Source organism: Erythrobacter sanguineus (assembly GCF_900143235.1).
Lineage (GTDB): Bacteria > Pseudomonadota > Alphaproteobacteria > Sphingomonadales > Sphingomonadaceae > Erythrobacter > Erythrobacter sanguineus.
This window is the reverse complement of record NZ_FRDF01000004.1, coordinates 192,298-207,422: the sequence shown is the minus strand read 5'-3', so window position 1 is coordinate 207,422 and position 15,125 is coordinate 192,298. Positions and strand designations below refer to the sequence as shown.

The 15,125-nt window shown below is 64.5% G+C and carries 14 protein-coding genes; 8 read left to right on the top strand and 6 right to left on the bottom strand.

Annotation, left to right across the window (positions count from 1 at the left end; all coding sequences use genetic code 11):
* Nucleotides 1-115: 115 nt before the first annotated feature.
* Complete coding sequence (locus tag BUA05_RS04595; RefSeq protein WP_084662467.1) at nt 116-2,146, top strand: protein-disulfide reductase DsbD family protein; 2,031 nt, start codon at nt 116-118, stop codon at nt 2,144-2,146.
* Between the two features lie 114 nt (nt 2,147-2,260).
* Here the strand turns inward: BUA05_RS04595 and BUA05_RS04590 are convergent, their stop codons facing one another.
* From BUA05_RS04590 to uvrB, 3 genes are read right to left on the bottom strand one after another with little or no spacing between them, the layout of a single operon-like run.
* A complete protein-coding gene (locus tag BUA05_RS04590) occupies nt 2,261-2,827 on the bottom strand; it encodes a hypothetical protein (RefSeq protein ID WP_072673477.1) in 567 nt (188 codons plus the stop codon).
* Entirely contained in the window at nt 2,827-4,332 is a 1,506-nt protein-coding gene (locus BUA05_RS04585; RefSeq protein ID WP_072673476.1) for a S10 family peptidase, read from the bottom strand. Before BUA05_RS04585 ends, BUA05_RS04590 begins: the two co-directional genes overlap by 1 nt.
* 43 nt (nt 4,333-4,375) lie before the next feature.
* A complete protein-coding gene (gene uvrB / locus BUA05_RS04580; RefSeq protein WP_072673475.1) occupies nt 4,376-6,598 on the bottom strand; it encodes an excinuclease ABC subunit UvrB in 2,223 nt (740 codons plus the stop codon).
* Nucleotides 6,599-6,731: 133 nt separating this feature from the next.
* Between uvrB and BUA05_RS04575 the strand changes: the two genes are divergently transcribed.
* The 7 genes from BUA05_RS04575 to BUA05_RS04545 all read left to right on the top strand — a co-directional run bounded on the left by BUA05_RS04575 (nt 6,732) and on the right by BUA05_RS04545 (nt 13,130).
* A complete protein-coding gene (locus BUA05_RS04575) occupies nt 6,732-7,268 on the top strand; it encodes a DUF3617 domain-containing protein (protein WP_072673474.1) in 537 nt (178 codons plus the stop codon).
* A gap of 71 nt (nt 7,269-7,339) precedes the next feature.
* Nucleotides 7,340-8,161, top strand: a complete 822-nt coding sequence (locus tag BUA05_RS04570) for an esterase/lipase family protein (protein ID WP_143150257.1) — start codon at nt 7,340-7,342, stop codon at nt 8,159-8,161.
* A 103-nt stretch (nt 8,162-8,264) separates the two neighbouring features.
* Nucleotides 8,265-9,695 carry a circularly permuted type 2 ATP-grasp protein gene (locus BUA05_RS04565; RefSeq protein WP_072673473.1) on the top strand — a complete coding sequence of 477 codons (1,431 nt, stop codon included), beginning with the start codon at nt 8,265-8,267 and terminating at the stop codon, nt 9,693-9,695.
* Between the two features lie 16 nt (nt 9,696-9,711).
* Entirely contained in the window at nt 9,712-10,656 is a 945-nt protein-coding gene (locus BUA05_RS04560; RefSeq protein ID WP_072673472.1) for an alpha-E domain-containing protein, read from the top strand.
* 19 nt (nt 10,657-10,675) lie between these two features.
* Nucleotides 10,676-11,527 carry a transglutaminase family protein gene (locus BUA05_RS04555; RefSeq protein ID WP_072673471.1) on the top strand — a complete coding sequence of 284 codons (852 nt, stop codon included), beginning with the start codon at nt 10,676-10,678 and terminating at the stop codon, nt 11,525-11,527.
* A gap of 93 nt (nt 11,528-11,620) precedes the next feature.
* A complete protein-coding gene (locus BUA05_RS04550) occupies nt 11,621-12,367 on the top strand; it encodes a proteasome-type protease (protein WP_072673470.1) in 747 nt (248 codons plus the stop codon).
* A gap of 142 nt (nt 12,368-12,509) precedes the next feature.
* Nucleotides 12,510-13,130, top strand: a complete 621-nt coding sequence (locus BUA05_RS04545) for a response regulator transcription factor (RefSeq protein ID WP_072673469.1) — start codon at nt 12,510-12,512, stop codon at nt 13,128-13,130.
* A gap of 347 nt (nt 13,131-13,477) precedes the next feature.
* Here BUA05_RS04545 and BUA05_RS04540 read toward each other — a convergent pair whose 3' ends face one another.
* From BUA05_RS04540 to BUA05_RS04530, 3 genes are all read right to left on the bottom strand, one after another.
* The gene (locus tag BUA05_RS04540; protein ID WP_072673468.1) at nt 13,478-14,206 is read right to left on the bottom strand and encodes an extensin family protein; all 729 of its coding nucleotides are present in this window, start codon (nt 14,204-14,206) and stop codon (nt 13,478-13,480) included.
* A gap of 101 nt (nt 14,207-14,307) precedes the next feature.
* Nucleotides 14,308-14,607, bottom strand: a complete 300-nt coding sequence (locus BUA05_RS14900; protein ID WP_072673467.1) for a hypothetical protein — start codon at nt 14,605-14,607, stop codon at nt 14,308-14,310.
* 12 nt (nt 14,608-14,619) lie between these two features.
* The gene (locus BUA05_RS04530; RefSeq protein WP_072673466.1) at nt 14,620-15,024 is read right to left on the bottom strand and encodes a thioredoxin family protein; all 405 of its coding nucleotides are present in this window, start codon (nt 15,022-15,024) and stop codon (nt 14,620-14,622) included.
* Between the last annotated feature and the right edge of the window lie 101 nt (nt 15,025-15,125).

Sequence of the window (15,125 nt, the reverse complement as noted above, 5' to 3'; positions counted from 1 at the left end):
TTCAGGCTTGGTCACGGGTTCGCTCCGATTGCGAAGATTGCGGCGCCAGCCTAGAGGGCTATCCGTGTCCCGCGCAAGAACCTTCCCGCTACCGATCCGTCAATTGCTTGCATGGATGCTTGCGCTGTTCGCAACCGTAATGCTGACGGGGGCGGGGCGCGCGCAGGATGTGCCGGACGAGGCGCGCTACGGCGATAAGAATATCGCCGTCGCGCTGTTCGCCGATGGTTCGCCGGTGGCGGGCGGGGAGTGGATGCTGGCGCTGCGTTTTACGCCCAAAAGCGAGGAGTGGCACGGATATTGGTCCAACCCCGGCGATGCTGGGCAGGGGATGCGGCTGAGGCTGGATCTGCCCGATGGCTGGGAGCTGGGCGAGCCGATCTATCCGGTGCCGCAGCGGCTGACGATCAGCGGGCTGATGAACCACATCTACGAAGGCACCTATGTGGTGCTGGTGCCGGTCAAGGTCGGGCCGGATGCCGATGTGATCGATCCGGGGCCGATCACCGGCCATGTGGAATATCTCGCCTGCACCGATCAGATCTGCGTGCCGCAGGACGCGGTGCTCGAAGAACGCCGGGGCGGCGATTTCGCGCGCTGGCGGGCCGAGGCCGCGCCGCTGCTGGATGCAAGGGCGCGCTTTGCCGTGGCCGGGCAGGGTTTGCAGGTGGCGATACCCTTGCCTGCGAGCGTGGGGCTGGCTGATCCGCATGTCTTCATCGCCAATGAACGGCTGGTCGATTACGCCGCGCCGCAGACCTTCCGCCGCGTGGGCGATGTGCTGATCGCGGAAATTCCGCTTGATGCGCGCCGCGCGGGCGAAGCGGCGATGGTGTCCGGCATTCTCGGTTTCGGCAACGGGGCGGGGGTGCGGTTCGAGGCGGCGCCCGGTGATGTCCCCACCGGCGGCGAATTGGTCGCCGGGCCGAAGCCTGTGGTCACCCCGCCGCTGTGGACGCTGATCCTTGGTGCGCTGGCCGGGGGATTGCTGCTCAACATCATGCCTTGCGTCTTCCCGATCCTCAGCCTCAAGGCGCTCAGCCTCGCCCGCGCTGGCGAGAGCGAAGGCGCCAAAGAGGGGGGGGCGCGCGCCGAGGGGCTGGCCTATACCGCGGGCGTGGTGCTGGCCTGCGTCGGTTTGGGCGCGCTGCTGCTGGCGCTGCGCGCTGCGGGCGAACAGGTCGGCTGGGCGTTCCAGTTGCAGGAGCCGGGCGTGGTCGTCGCCCTGCTGGTGCTGGCCGCCGCGATCACCGCGAATTTTGCCGGATTGTTCGAACTGCCATCGCTCTCGGTCAGCATGGGGGGAGAGCGGACCGGTGCCTTCGCCACGGGCCTTCTCGCGGCCTTCGTCGCCACCCCTTGCACCGGCCCCTTCATGGCGGCGGCGCTGGGTGCGGCGCTGCTGCTGCCGACGGCGCAAGCTCTGCTGCTGTTCGCGTTGCTGGGGCTGGGGCTGGCGCTGCCGTTTCTGCTCCTCGGTTTCGTTCCGGCGCTGCGGCGGATGCTGCCCAGACCGGGGGCGTGGATGGAGCGGTTCCGGCGGTTCATGGCGATCCCGATGGGGCTCACCGCGCTGGCGCTGGTGTGGCTGACGGTGCAGCTGGGTGGTCGCAGCTTCGGCCTTGTCGCGCTGGTGCTGGTGATCGGCGTGCTGATGGCGCTGTGGATTGTCGGACGCCTGCAGCGCAGCGGCAAGATCGCCTGGCCCGCCTTTGCCCTTGTCGCTGCGCCGTTTCTTGTCTTTGCCGCGATTGCCCTGCCTTCGGTCCACCAGACGGAGAAGGCGGAACAGGCGGCCAGCATCCACAATCCTCAAGCCTTCAGCGCCCAAGCCCTTGCCGCCGCGCGCGCCTCGGGCCAGCCGGTGTTCCTGTGGTTCACCGCTGACTGGTGCGTCACCTGCAAGGTCAACGAAAGCGTCGCGATCGAGCGCGAGAGCGTGCGTGACGCTTTCACCAGCGCAGGGGTGGTGACGATGATGGGCGACTGGACGGTGCGCGATGAAGCGATCACCGCCTTTCTGACCGAACAGGGCGCGGCCGGCGTGCCGCTGTATCTGTGGTATGCGCCGGGCGCGTCAAACCCGGAACAGTTGCCGCAGGTGCTTACGCCGGATCTGCTGACTGGTCAGACGCGGCAGAACTAGCACGTGCCGGGCGGCTTCGGACCTTTGAGGGTTCACCAGCGTGGCCGCGCGCCCGCAGCGATCCGATTTTCAGATTGCATGAACGCGGATAACGCACGCCCCGCAAGGGGTGCGTCAATCTGCACTTCCCCGGCATGCTGCCACCAGCTGCATCGGTAACGGGCTTGGATTGAGCCGCACCAGCCCCGCGCCGGGGACGGTGGCTGTCACTTCGCGCATACCGTCCAGCGCGTTCCATCCACGATGGATCGCAGGCGTCTCGCCCTCCCAGAACATCCGCTTGCCCTGCGCCGTTGCATCAACCGGCAGCCGCCCGATCGCGCCATTGCCGATCAGCGCCAGCAGCGCGGCTGCGCCCTCGTCAGCTGGGGCATGGCGCGTGATCCTGATCCGCGCCCGCGGCTGGCCGGCATCGACACATTCCAGCGCCAGCAACACTGGCTCGCCCGGAATGCCATAGACCAGCCGCATCGCCTGATCCTGACCGGCGCCGCTTTGCGCCCATAGGGCACCTTCGGTGTCGGGCGAGGCAAGCGGGGGCGATGGCCCTTCGGCTGCGGGCAGGCTGGCAGCGCGCGCCACGGCGGCATCGGTCGGCGGCGGCTTGCAGGCGGACAATGCCAGCGCGCCCAACAAAGCAGGCACCAGCGCAGGCGCAGCAAGGAGGCGCCTTGCCCCCATCACCGCGCCTTGATGAAGGTGCGGATATCGGCGGAAAGCTTGGCCCGGTCTTCGTCACGGATATACATCATGTGGCCCGCATCATAATATTTCCACGTGATCCGGTCCTGCGGAATCCCGGTGCGTTTCAGCGAATATTCCGCGCCAAAAAACGGCGTGGCGAAATCATACCAGCCTTGCGCGTTGAACACGCGCAGCCCGCTGTTCTGGCGCATCGCCTTGCCCACCAGAGGCGCGATGTTGAGATAGGCGTTGCGGCCCCAGCCGGCGCCCAGCGACCAGTCCCACTGCCTGCCGACATTGCCAATCGACTGGTATTGCCGGTCGGTGGTGTAGCCCAGCGTTTCACGCGCCCATTGGTTGATCGCGGCGGTATAGCCTGCGTCGATGCCGTAGAAGCTCGGATCATTGTCCGGCGTTTCACCCGCATTGTCGTAATCGCGGCCGGTGTAGCGCGAATCCAGCCGCCCCACGGTCAGCCCGCGATCGCGCAGCAATTCCTTGTAGAACCGCTGATCGGTAACACGCAGATCGGCCTGTTCGAGATATTGTTCCGAAAGCCCGGTCAGGCGGGCGAGTTCGGCGCGCACAGCCTCGCGTTCGGCCTGCGGCAAATCCTGCCCTTTCAACAACGCGCTCGCATAGGGCCCGATGGCGAACTGGCGCGCTTCTTCGGCAATGGCTTCGACCGATGCCGCCTGCGCCTTGCCGTGGAAATACGCCGCCGTCGCCATGTTGGGCAGTGCGACCACATAGGCCATTTCATTCCCCGGCGTCGGTTCACGCCCGGCGAAATCGAGGATCGTGGAAATCAGGATCAACCCGTTGAGGCCCACGTCGCTATAGGTGCTGCCCTCCAGCTCATCCACCACCATCGCGGTGCGGCTGGTGCCATAGCTTTCCCCGCCGAGATATTTGGGGGAGGACCAGCGGCCATTGTCATTGATCCAGCGCCGGATGACATCGGCGACGGCGCGGCCATCCTGCTTGAGTCCGTAATATTTCTTGGGATCGGTGCCCTGCGTCAGATAGCTGAAGCCGGTGCCGGGCGGGTCGATGAAGACAAGATCGGCGACGTCCAGCAGGCTGTCCGGGTTGTCGAGCAGCGGATAGGGCGGCGCCCCATCATCGCGCGCGTCAGACGGGATCGCCACCCGCTTCGGCCCGAAGGCCCCCATCTGCAACCAGACCGAGCCTGAACCCGGCCCGCCGTTGTAGATGAAGAACACCGGGCGCGTGGGGTCAGCGGGGGTCTTTATATAGGAGGTGGTGACGACGACCGCTTCAGGTTTGCCGTCATCGGAGGACAGGATCGTGTCGGCCATGGTCGCGCGATAGGCGATGCGCTGCCCGCCAAAGGTGCCGGAAAGATCGCGGGTGCGGACCTGTGGGGTGGGCGCGGCGGGTTTGGCGGCCTCAGCCGGTTGCGCGTCTTGCGCCATGGTGGGAACAGCGAAGGCGAGGGCGCCGACAGCGGCCAGCGCACTAATGACTTTGTGGTTCATCAAATAGGAAGTGGCAGTCTTGGCACGCGTGTTCAAGCACAGCTTAAGGCTTTCCGCCCATCTTCTTGAAGCGGGTCTTCCCATACCGCGTCTTGCGCGTTCCCGGCTTGCCCTCGTTCGACCGCCCTACAATCGGCGCGCGTTTTTGTTGGCCTGCCGCTCCGCTGCTTGAGGCCTCGCCGGGCAACCCAAGCTCATCCGCTTCCAGCCGCCGGATTTCGTCGCGCAGCCTTCCGGCTTCCTCGAATTCGAGGTTCGCCGCCGCATTGCGCATCCGTTTTTCGAGGTCTTCGATGTAGCTGCGCAGGTTGTGGCCGACGAGGTTGTTGCGCTCCTCATCGCCGGTATCCACCAGCACGCTATCCTGCGCCGCCGAATGGGCCACGATGTCGTGGATGTTGCGCTTGATCGTCTGCGGGGTGATGCCGTGTTCGGTGTTGAACTCTTCCTGCTTTGATCGGCGGCGGTCGGTTTCGGCCAGCGCCCGTTCCATGCTGCCGGTGATGCGGTCGGCGTAAAGGATCACCCGGCCATCGACATTGCGCGCCGCCCGCCCGATCGTCTGGATCAGTGACGTTTCGCTGCGCAGGAAGCCTTCCTTGTCCGCATCCAGAATCGCCACCAGCCCGCATTCGGGAATGTCGAGCCCTTCGCGCAGCAGGTTGATCCCGATCAGTACGTCATAGACGCCGAGGCGTAGATCACGGATCAGCTCGATACGTTCCAGCGTCTCGACGTCCGAGTGCATGTACCGCACCCGCACACCGGCTTCGTGCATGAATTCGGTCAGGTCTTCGGCCATCCGCTTGGTGAGCGTGGTTACCAGGGTGCGATAACCCTTGGCGGCGGTGGCTTTGCATTCGACGATGCAATCCTGCACCTGATCTTCGACCGGGCGGATTTCGACCGGCGGATCGATCAGGCCGGTGGGGCGGATCACCTGTTCGGCAAAAACGCCGCCGGTCTGGTCCATTTCCCAATGGCCTGGCGTGGCCGACACAGCAAAGGTCTGCGGGCGCATCGCGTCCCATTCGTTGAAGCGCAAGGGGCGGTTGTCGATGCAGCTTGGCAGGCGGAAGCCATATTCGGCCAGCGTCAGCTTGCGGCGGTGATCGCCCTTGGCCATCGCGCCGATCTGCGGCACGGTCTGGTGGCTTTCATCGACGAACAATAGCGCGTTTTCGGGCAGGTATTCGAACAATGTCGGCGGCGGTTCGCCGGGGAGCCTGCCTGTCAGAAAGCGCGAGTAATTTTCGATCCCGGCGCAGCTTCCCGTCGCCGCGATCATCTCAAGGTCGAAATGCGTGCGCTGTTCTAGCCGCTGGCGTTCGAGCAGTTTGCCTTCCGCCTCCAACTCCTTGAGCCGTTCTTCCAGCTCGAACTTGATCGCGGCCGCCGCCTGCTTCATCGTCGGGCCGGGGGTGACATAGTGCGAATTGGCATAGACCCGCACCTTCTCCAGCGCTGCCCCCTTGGTGCCGGTAAGCGGATCGAACTCGGCAATCTCCTCGATCTCGTCCCCGAAAAAGCTGATCCGCCAGGCCATGTCCTCATAATGCGAGGGGAATATTTCGAGGTTGTCGCCGCGCACCCGGAACGTGCCGCGGGTGAAGGCCGCATCGTTGCGTTTATATTGCAGCGCCACCAGCTTGCGGATCAACTCGCGCTGATCAACGGAGTCGCCCGCCTTGATGTCGAAGATCATCGCCGAGTACGTCTCGACCGATCCGATGCCGTAAAGGCACGATACCGACGCGACGATGATCACATCGTCGCGTTCCAGCAGTGCGCGGGTGGCCGAATGGCGCATCCGGTCGATCGCCTCGTTAACGCTGGATTCCTTCTCGATATAGGTGTCGGAACGCGGGACGTAGGCTTCGGGCTGGTAGTAGTCGTAATAGCTGACGAAATATTCGACCGCGTTTTCGGGAAAGAAGCTTTTGAATTCGCCGTATAATTGCGCGGCGAGGATCTTGTTGGGGGCGAGGATCAGCGCCGGGCGTTGCAGGGTCTCGATCACCTTGGCCATGGTGAAGGTCTTGCCGCTGCCGGTGACACCCAGCAGCACCTGCGTCTTCTCGCCGTCCAATGCGCTTTGCGTGAGTTCGGCAATCGCGGTCGGCTGATCGCCCGCCGGTTCGTATTCCGACACCAGCTTGAACGGGATGCCGCCCATCGACTTGTCGGGCCGGGCGGGGCGGTGGGGGGTGAAGTCCGAGCTCGTATCAGGCTCGTCCAGCCCGCGTCGGATTACAAGTTCTGCCATGGCCCGCCATATGAGGCCGGGCCGCACGCTTCTCAAGCCCGGTGGATTTTCCTGCCCGGTTTGCGGCATAATCGGTTATGGAGTGTGCGCAAGATGGGCGTCGTGATGGCGCCCCGGTAAAGGAGAATGCTGCATGAAGCGGATGGCGATGATCGCGGCTCTGGGCGCGTTGGTGGCGGGCTGTTCGGATGGCAATGCCGAGGGTGCCGCAAGCAATGCGGGCGCGGTGAGTGCCGACGAGGTTGCCCGCAAGGTCGAGGGCGCAGGCATCATGCCCGAACCCGGCCAGTACAAGGCCACCATCACCATGACCGGGATGGAGATCCCCGGCATGCCGGCCGACATGGCGGGCCACGGCAGCGGCATGACCACCACCAGCGAATATTGCCTGACCGAGGAAGACGTTGCCCAAGGCTTTGAAGAGATGATGAAGCGCGGACAGGACGGCGAATGCGCCTATGAAAGCTTCAACCTCGACGGCGGCAAGATGGATGCGGTGATGGTGTGCAAGACCCCTGCGGGCGAAGCGCGCATGACCATGAACGGCACCGCCTCCCCCACCACGTCCGATTTCACCGCGACGATGAAGATGAACGTGCCGGAAATGGGCGAGGGCACCATGAGCTTTGCCGCAAAGCACGAACGGATCGGCGACTGCCCGGCAAAATGACCTCGCCTGCTGAGCCTCGCGATTGTGACACTTCAGGGAAGGTTAAGCCGCACGGGGGCTTGAATGGGGATATGTCCCCGAACCGTGATGCCATCGAATTATCGCGCCTGCCCCGCCACTTCGCGGCGGCGGGGGAGGGCGCGCGGCAGGCTTACGAGCAAAGCGAACTGGCGCGCCGGGTCGCGCTCGCACGCGAGGCCTGCCCCGAGGAGCACGAAGCGGGCAAGCCGCGGATGGTGCGGATGCTGGGCGAGGCGCAGATCCTGCTCGAACCGCTGCGCCGCCATCGCCGCAAGCTGGCGATTGCGGCCACCGCCAATCCGCAGATGGTGATGATCCTGCCCGGCTTTGCCACCCATCCGGTGCGGATGCGCTATCTCGCCCGCCAGCTCGAAATCGCCGGACACCGGACCAAGCGCTGGGGGCTGGGTTTCAACTGGGGGCCGGACGAGGCGCGGTTCCGGCAGCTTGATGCACGGCTGGCCGATCTCCACGCGCGCCACGGCGGGCCGGTTGTGCTGATCGGCTGGAGCCTGGGCGGGCTGTTCGCGCGCGAACTGGCCAAGCGCCAGCCCCACGCGGTGGCCAAGGTCATCACCATGGGCGCGCCTTTTTCAGGTTCGCCGCGCGCCAATAATGTGTGGCGCGCCTACCAGTTCATTACCGGCCACAGCGTCGATGCGCCGCCGGTGGAGGCTGATCTCGCCGCAAAGCCGCCGGTCGAGACGGTCGCGCTGTGGAGCGCCAATGACGGCGCGATTGCCCCGCGCTGCGCCGCGGGCCGTCCGGGAGAGCGCGACCGCGCAATCGCGGTGCGCTGCACGCATCTCGGATTCACCTATGATCCGCAGGTGATCATGACCTTGCTGGGCGAACTTGAAGCGACCCGTTGAAGCCGCCTGCGCAAAGATATTGTGCCAGCTTCAGCATTAGCTTTCATTTTTCCCGCGCATCGGTAGATTGCTGCATTGCACCTAAGGGCACATGCGGGGGTCAATGAGCGCAGGAAGCAGCACGTTCGATGAAATGTTCGATGGCAGCGGCCAGACCCGGCCCGCCTATGACGAATATTGCCGCTGGTTTGACGAACAGCCGGGCGAATGGATGCGGCGCAAGGCGCGCGAGGCCGATGATACCTTCCGCCGCACCGGCATCACCTTCAACGTCTATGGCGAAAACGAGGCGGAAGAACGCCTGATCCCCTTCGACATGGTGCCGCGCATCATCACTGCGGCCGAATGGCGCAAGCTGTCGCGCGGGATCGAACAGCGGGTGCGGGCGCTCAATTCGTTCCTGTATGATCTCTATCACCGGCAGGAAATCGTGCGCGCGGGGCGGCTGCCGGAACGCCTGCTGCAAACCAATGATGCGTGGCTGGCCAACATGGTCGGCTTCACCCCGCCGGGCGGGATCTACACCCATATTGTCGGGATTGATCTGGTGCGCACCGGGCCGGATGAATTCTTTGTGCTGGAGGATAATGCGCGCACGCCCTCGGGCGTCTCCTACATGCTGGAAAACCGCGAGACGATGATGGGGATGTTCCCCGATCTGTTCAGCCGCGTCGGGGTGGAGAGTGTTTCCAACTATCCGCGCCGTCTGGCCCGCAGCCTTGCCGCCTGTGTCCCGCCGGCCTTTGCCGGGGGCAAGCCGACCGTGGCGGTGCTGACGCCGGGGATCTACAATTCGGCCTATTTCGAACATGCCTTCCTTGCTGACCAGATGGGCGCCGAACTGGTCGAGGGCAGCGATCTGCGCGTGGTCGAAGGGCGGGTGCAGATGCGCACCACCCGCGGGTACAAGCCGATCGACGTGCTCTATCGCCGGGTCGATGACGAATTCCTTGATCCGTTGACCTTCAATCCGGATTCGATGCTGGGCGTGCCGGGGATCATGGATGTCTACCGCGCCGGCGGGATCACCATCGCCAATGCGCCGGGCACGGGGGTGGCCGATGACAAAGCGATCTATTCCTTCATGCCCGAGATCGTGGAATTCTACACTGGTGAAAAGCCGCTGTTGCCGAACGTGCAGACCTGGCGCTGCGCCGATCACGATAGCCTTGCCTATGTGCTCGACAACCTCGCCGAACTGGTGGTGAAGGAGGTGCACGGATCGGGCGGCTACGGAATGCTGATCGGGCCGACATCATCAAAGCGCGAGATCGCCGCCTTCCGCGACAAGCTGAAGGCCAAGCCGGAAAACTACATCGCCCAGCCGACATTGGCGCTGTCGACCTGCCCGATCTACACCCGTGCCGGCCTCGCGCCGCGCCATGTCGATCTGCGGCCCTTTGTGCTGGTCTCTCCCGAAGGGATCGACATCACGCCGGGCGGGCTGACGCGGGTGGCGCTGAAAAAGGGTTCGCTGGTGGTCAATTCCTCGCAAGGGGGCGGCACCAAGGATACCTGGGTGCTCAAGGACTGATGGTGGGGGAACGCTCATGCTAGGCCGCACCGCCAACGGATTGTTCTGGATGTTCCGCTATCTCGAACGGGCCGAGAATACCGCGCGCCTGCTCGAAGCGGCGCTGCGCATGGCGTTGACCCGCGATCTCGTCGCTGCCGAGGCCGAATGGCGCTCGGTGATCGCCACGCTTGGCCTGCAACAGCCCTTCGAGGCCACAAACGAGAGCTATGACGGGTTGTCGGTCTGGAACTTCGTGCTGCGCGGGCCTTCGAATCCCGGCAATGTCCGGGCGATGTTCGGCGCGGTGCGTGCCAATGCGCGCACGGCCCGCACCAACATCTCGTCCGATGTGTGGGAAGCGGTCAACGACAACTGGATGAAGCTCGACAAGCTGCTCGCGCGTCCGGTCGGCCAGACCGCGGTGGGCGAAGTGCTGGGCACCATCCGGCGGGCCGGCACGCAGGTCCACGGCGCTTTCGACGGGTCGATGCTGCGCGACGAGGGCTATCATTTCAGCCGCGCCGGCACCTTCATCGAGCGCGCTGATTCCACTGCGCGCATTCTCGACATGAAATATTTCCTGCTGCTGCCCTCGCTCTCCTATGTCGGGTCGAGCCTCGATACCGGGCAGTGGGAACAGGTGCTGCGATCGGTCGCCGGAGCGCGGGTCTATTCCTGGCTCAACGCCGGGCAGATCGAGGCGCGCGGGATTGTCGATTTCCTCGTGCTTGATGATCGTTTTCCGCGCAGCCTCGCCTTCTGCCGCAGCGCGCTGCGCGAAAACCTGGCCGCGCTGGCCCGGATGCACGGGGTGGAAGGGCGCTGCAACGCCTTGATGCGCGATGCCGATACCCGCATCAGCGACCTGACCGTGGACCAGATCTTTGATCAGGGGTTGCACGAATTCCTCGTCGATTTCCTCGCCCGCAACGCTGCGATCAGCAGGGCGATCGCCGAAGATTACCGGTTCCACGCATGAGGACGCAGCCATGAGCAGGATGAGACTGGCGATCCGGCACACCACCCACTATTCCTTTGGCAAGCCGGTGATGCACGCGCTCCAGCGCCTGCGGCTGACCCCCAAGGAAACGCAGGGCCAGCGCATCATCGAATGGCAGATGCACCTTGAGAATGCCCATGCCGAGCTTGCCTATGACGATCAGCATTTCAACCATGTCACGCTGATCGGGGTGGAACCGGGCGCGCGCGAGGTGATCGTGACCTGCGAAGGGATTGTCGAGACCGAGGACAATGCCGGGGTGATCGGCCGCCATTCGGGCCACTTGCCCTTGTGGAGCTTCCTGCGGCAGACTCCGCTGACCCGTCCGGGCCCGAAAATGCGGGCCTTGCTGCGCGAGGTGCAGGGGCCGGTCGAGGAAGCGCCGCTCGATTTTCTTCACGCATTGTCGGCGCTGATCCGCGAACGGGTCGCCTATGAAACGGGGCGCACCCATTCGGCCACGACCGGCGAGGAAGCGGTCAGCCACGGGTTTGGCGTGTGTCAGGATCATGCGCATATCTTCATCGGCGCGGCGCGGGCAACCGGCATCCCGGCGCGCTATGTCAGCGGCTATCTGATGATGGATGACCGCATTGATCAGGAGGCCACCCACGCCTGGGCCGAGGCCCATGTCGATGGGCTGGGCTGGGTCGGCTTCGATGTCTCGAACGGCATCTGCCCCGATCCGCGCTATGTGCGCGTGGCGACCGGGAGCGATTATCGCGATGCTGCGCCGGTGACGGGCATCAGCTTTGGCGGTACCGAGGAGGTGCTCAGGGTCGATGTCGCGGTATCGGCCCACACGCCCGGCCCCGGGCAGAGCCAGCAGCAGGATCAGACCACGCAATAAGCCGACAGGCAGCAACGCGGAGCTTTGCGCAGCCGCCTGCTTTGGTCTAGGGCGACGCGCCCGCTTCCGGGGCGCTTGGGGAGACGAACCGACATGACCTATTGCGTTGGCATGGTGCTCGACAAAGGCCTCGTGCTGATGAGCGACACCCGCACCAATTCGGGCGTCGACAATATCTCGACCTTCCGCAAGCTGTTCCACTGGCATGTGCCGGGCGAACGCATGATTGCGGTGATGACGGCGGGCAATCTTGCCACCACGCAGGCGGTGATCAGCCAGCTGGAAGAGCGCACCAAGGCCCCGGGTGAGCGCGACAACGCGCTGCTGAAAGGTCCGACCATGTTCCAGGTCGCAACCGAGATCGGCCGTCTGCTGCGGGCTACCATCGAGGAAGCCCAGCGCGTCAATGGCGATACCGGCAAGGGGCGCTTCACTGCCACCATGATCGTTGCCGGGCAGATCGCCGGGATGCAGCCACGCCTGTTCATGATCTATCCCGAAGGCAATTTCATTGAGGCCAGCTGGGACACCCCGTTCTTCCAGATCGGCGAGACCAAATATGGCCGCCCGATCCTGATCCGCGGTTATGATAGCGACATGAGCTTCGAGGATGCGGTCAAACTGCTAGTGGTCAGCTTCGATTCCACCATCAAGGCAAACCTCTCGGTCGGCCTGCCGCTCGATCTGCTGGTGATCGGCAAGGACACGTTTGCCCCCACCCATGACCACCGGATCGGTGCCGATGATCCCTATTTCGCCACGATTTCATCGGGTTGGGGCGATGCGCTGCGTTCGGCCTTCCATTCGCTGCCATCCTACAGCTTTGACGGTGAAGGTTGACGGGCAGCAACAATCAAGGTTCGTTATGGACCAGTTTAACGATTTTTATTCAATGATTTGACTTTCCAGAGATATGGTAAATCCTCCGGATTGGTGGCGACCTTGCGTGAATTACCTAAGGGGTTGGCGCAGTCATCATCGCATGACACGCAAAGCCCCCCTCCATTTCATCGATTCCTGCAGCCGCCAGCGTGCTGAACTGGCGCGTGTGGGATTTGCCCTCGGTCATCATTGCGAGGTCTACGGCGATCTGTCCGAACTTTCGGTCCACCCGCCGCGCGAAGGGATCATCATCGCCCATGACACCGCCGAAGAAGGCGGGGTCGGGATGATCCTTGAAAGGCTCAGCCGGCTCGGGATCTGGCTGCCGGTGATCGCGGTCGAGGTGCAGCCCCGCCCGAACCGCATTGTCGAGGCGATCAAGGCCGGGGCGCTTGATTATCTCGCCCTGCCGCTGGATCCGGATCGTTTCACCCGCTGCCTCGCCCGGATCGAGAAAGAGGCCGAACAATTCGGTGTGGCCCGCCGCCGGATGATCGAAGCGCGCGACCGTATCTCGGCCCTGTCGGCGCGGGAGCGCGAGGTGCTCGAATGGCTGTCCGAAGGCAGCAGCAACAAGGCGATCGCGCGCGAGCTCGATATCAGCCCGCGCACCGTGGAAATCCACCGCGCCAACATGATGAACAAGCTTGGTGCACGCCACGCGGCGGAGGCCGTGCGGCTGCGGCTGGAGGCCAAGCTCGAACCGAAATTGCACGCCTGACCACGCGCAGTTCCCAGAACTGCAAGGTCCGCCAGCCGCGCCAAAACCTCTGGCTTGGGCGGGCAGGCCCGGAATGAAATTCGGATCCGGTACCCCCGGAGCGGCCCCGGTGCTGATGGTTCAGCGTGCCGGGGCCCGCCAACCTCGGGCCAACAGCGCCATTCTGCATCAGCAAGAAAACACGCGCCGCTTGGGCTTCGGACTGGCCGCGATTTCAGCGCCGCGCAATCGGCCTGCCGTGATCCAGCGCATTGTCGCGCCCGGTGGTATCACCCGGCGGGTCGGAACAACGCGGTCATTCACAACCCTGAAGCGGTTGATCCGATGCAATCGCATCGCAAACCGTTCTAGCGGCAGAATTTCGCGCCAGTGCCTTCGAGATGGAAGTGATCCTCGTGCGCAGCGTTGTATTTCGGGCCAAGCACGGTGCCGAAGCGCTTGCACGCGCTTTTGTGCACCACCCGCAGGAATTCGCGCGTCATCGCATCGCCGCCATCCCAGTCGCGCTTGAGCATGATCCGGCGGCCATCTTCCAGCACAAAGCCCGAAACGTCGATCGCCTCGGCGCGGGCATGGGCCGAGCGGCGTTCCGTCCCCGCGACATTGCGGCAGGCATAGGAACCCATCGTCTCGATCCGCGCGATCGGGCTGCCGAGGATCTGGCGCGCGGCGCGATCGACCCCGAAACGCGCCCAGTCGCTGAAGGCCTTGGCCGTGCCGCAGCGCAGCGGGCCGAGATTGCTCACCCCGAAGGTCGAACGGTCGCCCGCCAGCGCCGACAATTGCACCGTGCCAAGCTTGTTGCACCCCGGTGCGGCATAGGTATCGGGCAGTGGCTGGAACCGCGCGCCGGTTGCACCCAGATCGGCCAGGCAGCCGCGATCCATGCTGCTGGCGGCATAGCTTTGCGGGGCCGAGGCGATACGGGTCGCGGGGCGGGCCTCGGTTGCGGCCGAGCGGTTTGCCGCGCCCGGCGCAGCGCCGCCATTTCCTCCGGGGATGAGCGAACCACAGCCCGCCAGAACCAGCGTGGTGGCAAGCAGCGTCAATCCGCGGATGAATATCGGGGCTTTCATGAGTAGGCAGTATTGCGCAGAATTGGTTAACGCTGCGGAAACAACTGCGCTCAAGCGAAGCTTTGCGCCGATCTAAGGGAAAACCCCTGGCCGCGCGGCGCTCAGAATCGGGTGGTGAAACGCACCAGCGAATCCGGCAGGACATCAAGCAAAGCGGCCTCCAGCACCTTGTCCAGCCCGGACAGCACCAGCGTGCCGACCATCACCAGCGCCGCGCCGAACAGCGGCTTGCCATAGCGAGCCAGCGCCGCGGGGGTCTTGCGACGTTCGCCCAGCGCCAGCGGCCCGGCGCGGCTTGTGCCCAGCGCCGATCCGATCAGGATCGGCACCAGCGGCAGCACGCAGGGGTTTAGGATCGTCACCAGCCCCGCAAGGAAGGCAAGCAACAGCCCGCTGGCCATGATCAGCCCCGGTTACAGCGCGCCGAGCACGACAGCGCGCAGGCGCTTGCGGTCGGTTTCGGCAATCGAACGTGCGACTTCGCGCTGGCCCTTGAACACCAGCACAGTCGATTGGCGCGGGATGCGGTGCGCGCGCAGGAAGGCTTTCTGCTTGTCGAAATCGACCTTGATGAAGGTCACCTTGTCGCTTGCAAGTTCGGTGCGCAGTTCATCAAGGATCGGGGCCTGCGCGCGGCAGGTCGGGCACCAGCTGGCATGGACATCGACTACGATGGTCTTGTCCGCAGCCTGTGCCGCAGCAAATGCCCCGGCGTCATATGCCTGCCAGCCAGCGCCCGTTTCTGCGCGGGCGGTAACGGTAAGGGCAGCAGCCAGCAGCGCACCGATGGCAGTCAGCAGGGACAGGATACGCAGCATCGGGCAACCTCCGAAAGGGAACGCAAGGCGCAGGAGCGCGCCGCCCGTCCGGGGGGAGGGGGAAGGAAAGGCTGCGCGTTCCTGACATTACCGGTTTCGGG

What these genes read in the sequence shown, in the direction of transcription:
- BUA05_RS04540 (WP_072673468.1), bottom strand. Translation starts at nt 14,206, where the DNA reads ATGAAAGCCCCGATATTCATCCGCGGATTGACGCTGCTTGCCACCACG.
- BUA05_RS04570 (WP_143150257.1), top strand. Translation starts at nt 7,340, where the DNA reads ATGTCCCCGAACCGTGATGCCATCGAATTATCGCGCCTGCCCCGCCAC.
- BUA05_RS14900 (WP_072673467.1), bottom strand. Translation starts at nt 14,607, where the DNA reads ATGGCCAGCGGGCTGTTGCTTGCCTTCCTTGCGGGGCTGGTGACGATC.
- BUA05_RS04530 (WP_072673466.1), bottom strand. Translation starts at nt 15,024, where the DNA reads ATGCTGCGTATCCTGTCCCTGCTGACTGCCATCGGTGCGCTGCTGGCT.
- BUA05_RS04590 (WP_072673477.1), bottom strand. Translation starts at nt 2,827, where the DNA reads ATGGGGGCAAGGCGCCTCCTTGCTGCGCCTGCGCTGGTGCCTGCTTTG.
- BUA05_RS04565 (WP_072673473.1), top strand. Translation starts at nt 8,265, where the DNA reads ATGAGCGCAGGAAGCAGCACGTTCGATGAAATGTTCGATGGCAGCGGC.
- BUA05_RS04545 (WP_072673469.1), top strand. Translation starts at nt 12,510, where the DNA reads ATGACACGCAAAGCCCCCCTCCATTTCATCGATTCCTGCAGCCGCCAG.
- uvrB (WP_072673475.1), bottom strand. Translation starts at nt 6,598, where the DNA reads ATGGCAGAACTTGTAATCCGACGCGGGCTGGACGAGCCTGATACGAGC.
- BUA05_RS04555 (WP_072673471.1), top strand. Translation starts at nt 10,676, where the DNA reads ATGAGACTGGCGATCCGGCACACCACCCACTATTCCTTTGGCAAGCCG.
- BUA05_RS04575 (WP_072673474.1), top strand. Translation starts at nt 6,732, where the DNA reads ATGAAGCGGATGGCGATGATCGCGGCTCTGGGCGCGTTGGTGGCGGGC.
- BUA05_RS04595 (WP_084662467.1), top strand. Translation starts at nt 116, where the DNA reads ATGCTTGCGCTGTTCGCAACCGTAATGCTGACGGGGGCGGGGCGCGCG.
- BUA05_RS04560 (WP_072673472.1), top strand. Translation starts at nt 9,712, where the DNA reads ATGCTAGGCCGCACCGCCAACGGATTGTTCTGGATGTTCCGCTATCTC.
- BUA05_RS04585 (WP_072673476.1), bottom strand. Translation starts at nt 4,332, where the DNA reads ATGAACCACAAAGTCATTAGTGCGCTGGCCGCTGTCGGCGCCCTCGCC.
- BUA05_RS04550 (WP_072673470.1), top strand. Translation starts at nt 11,621, where the DNA reads ATGACCTATTGCGTTGGCATGGTGCTCGACAAAGGCCTCGTGCTGATG.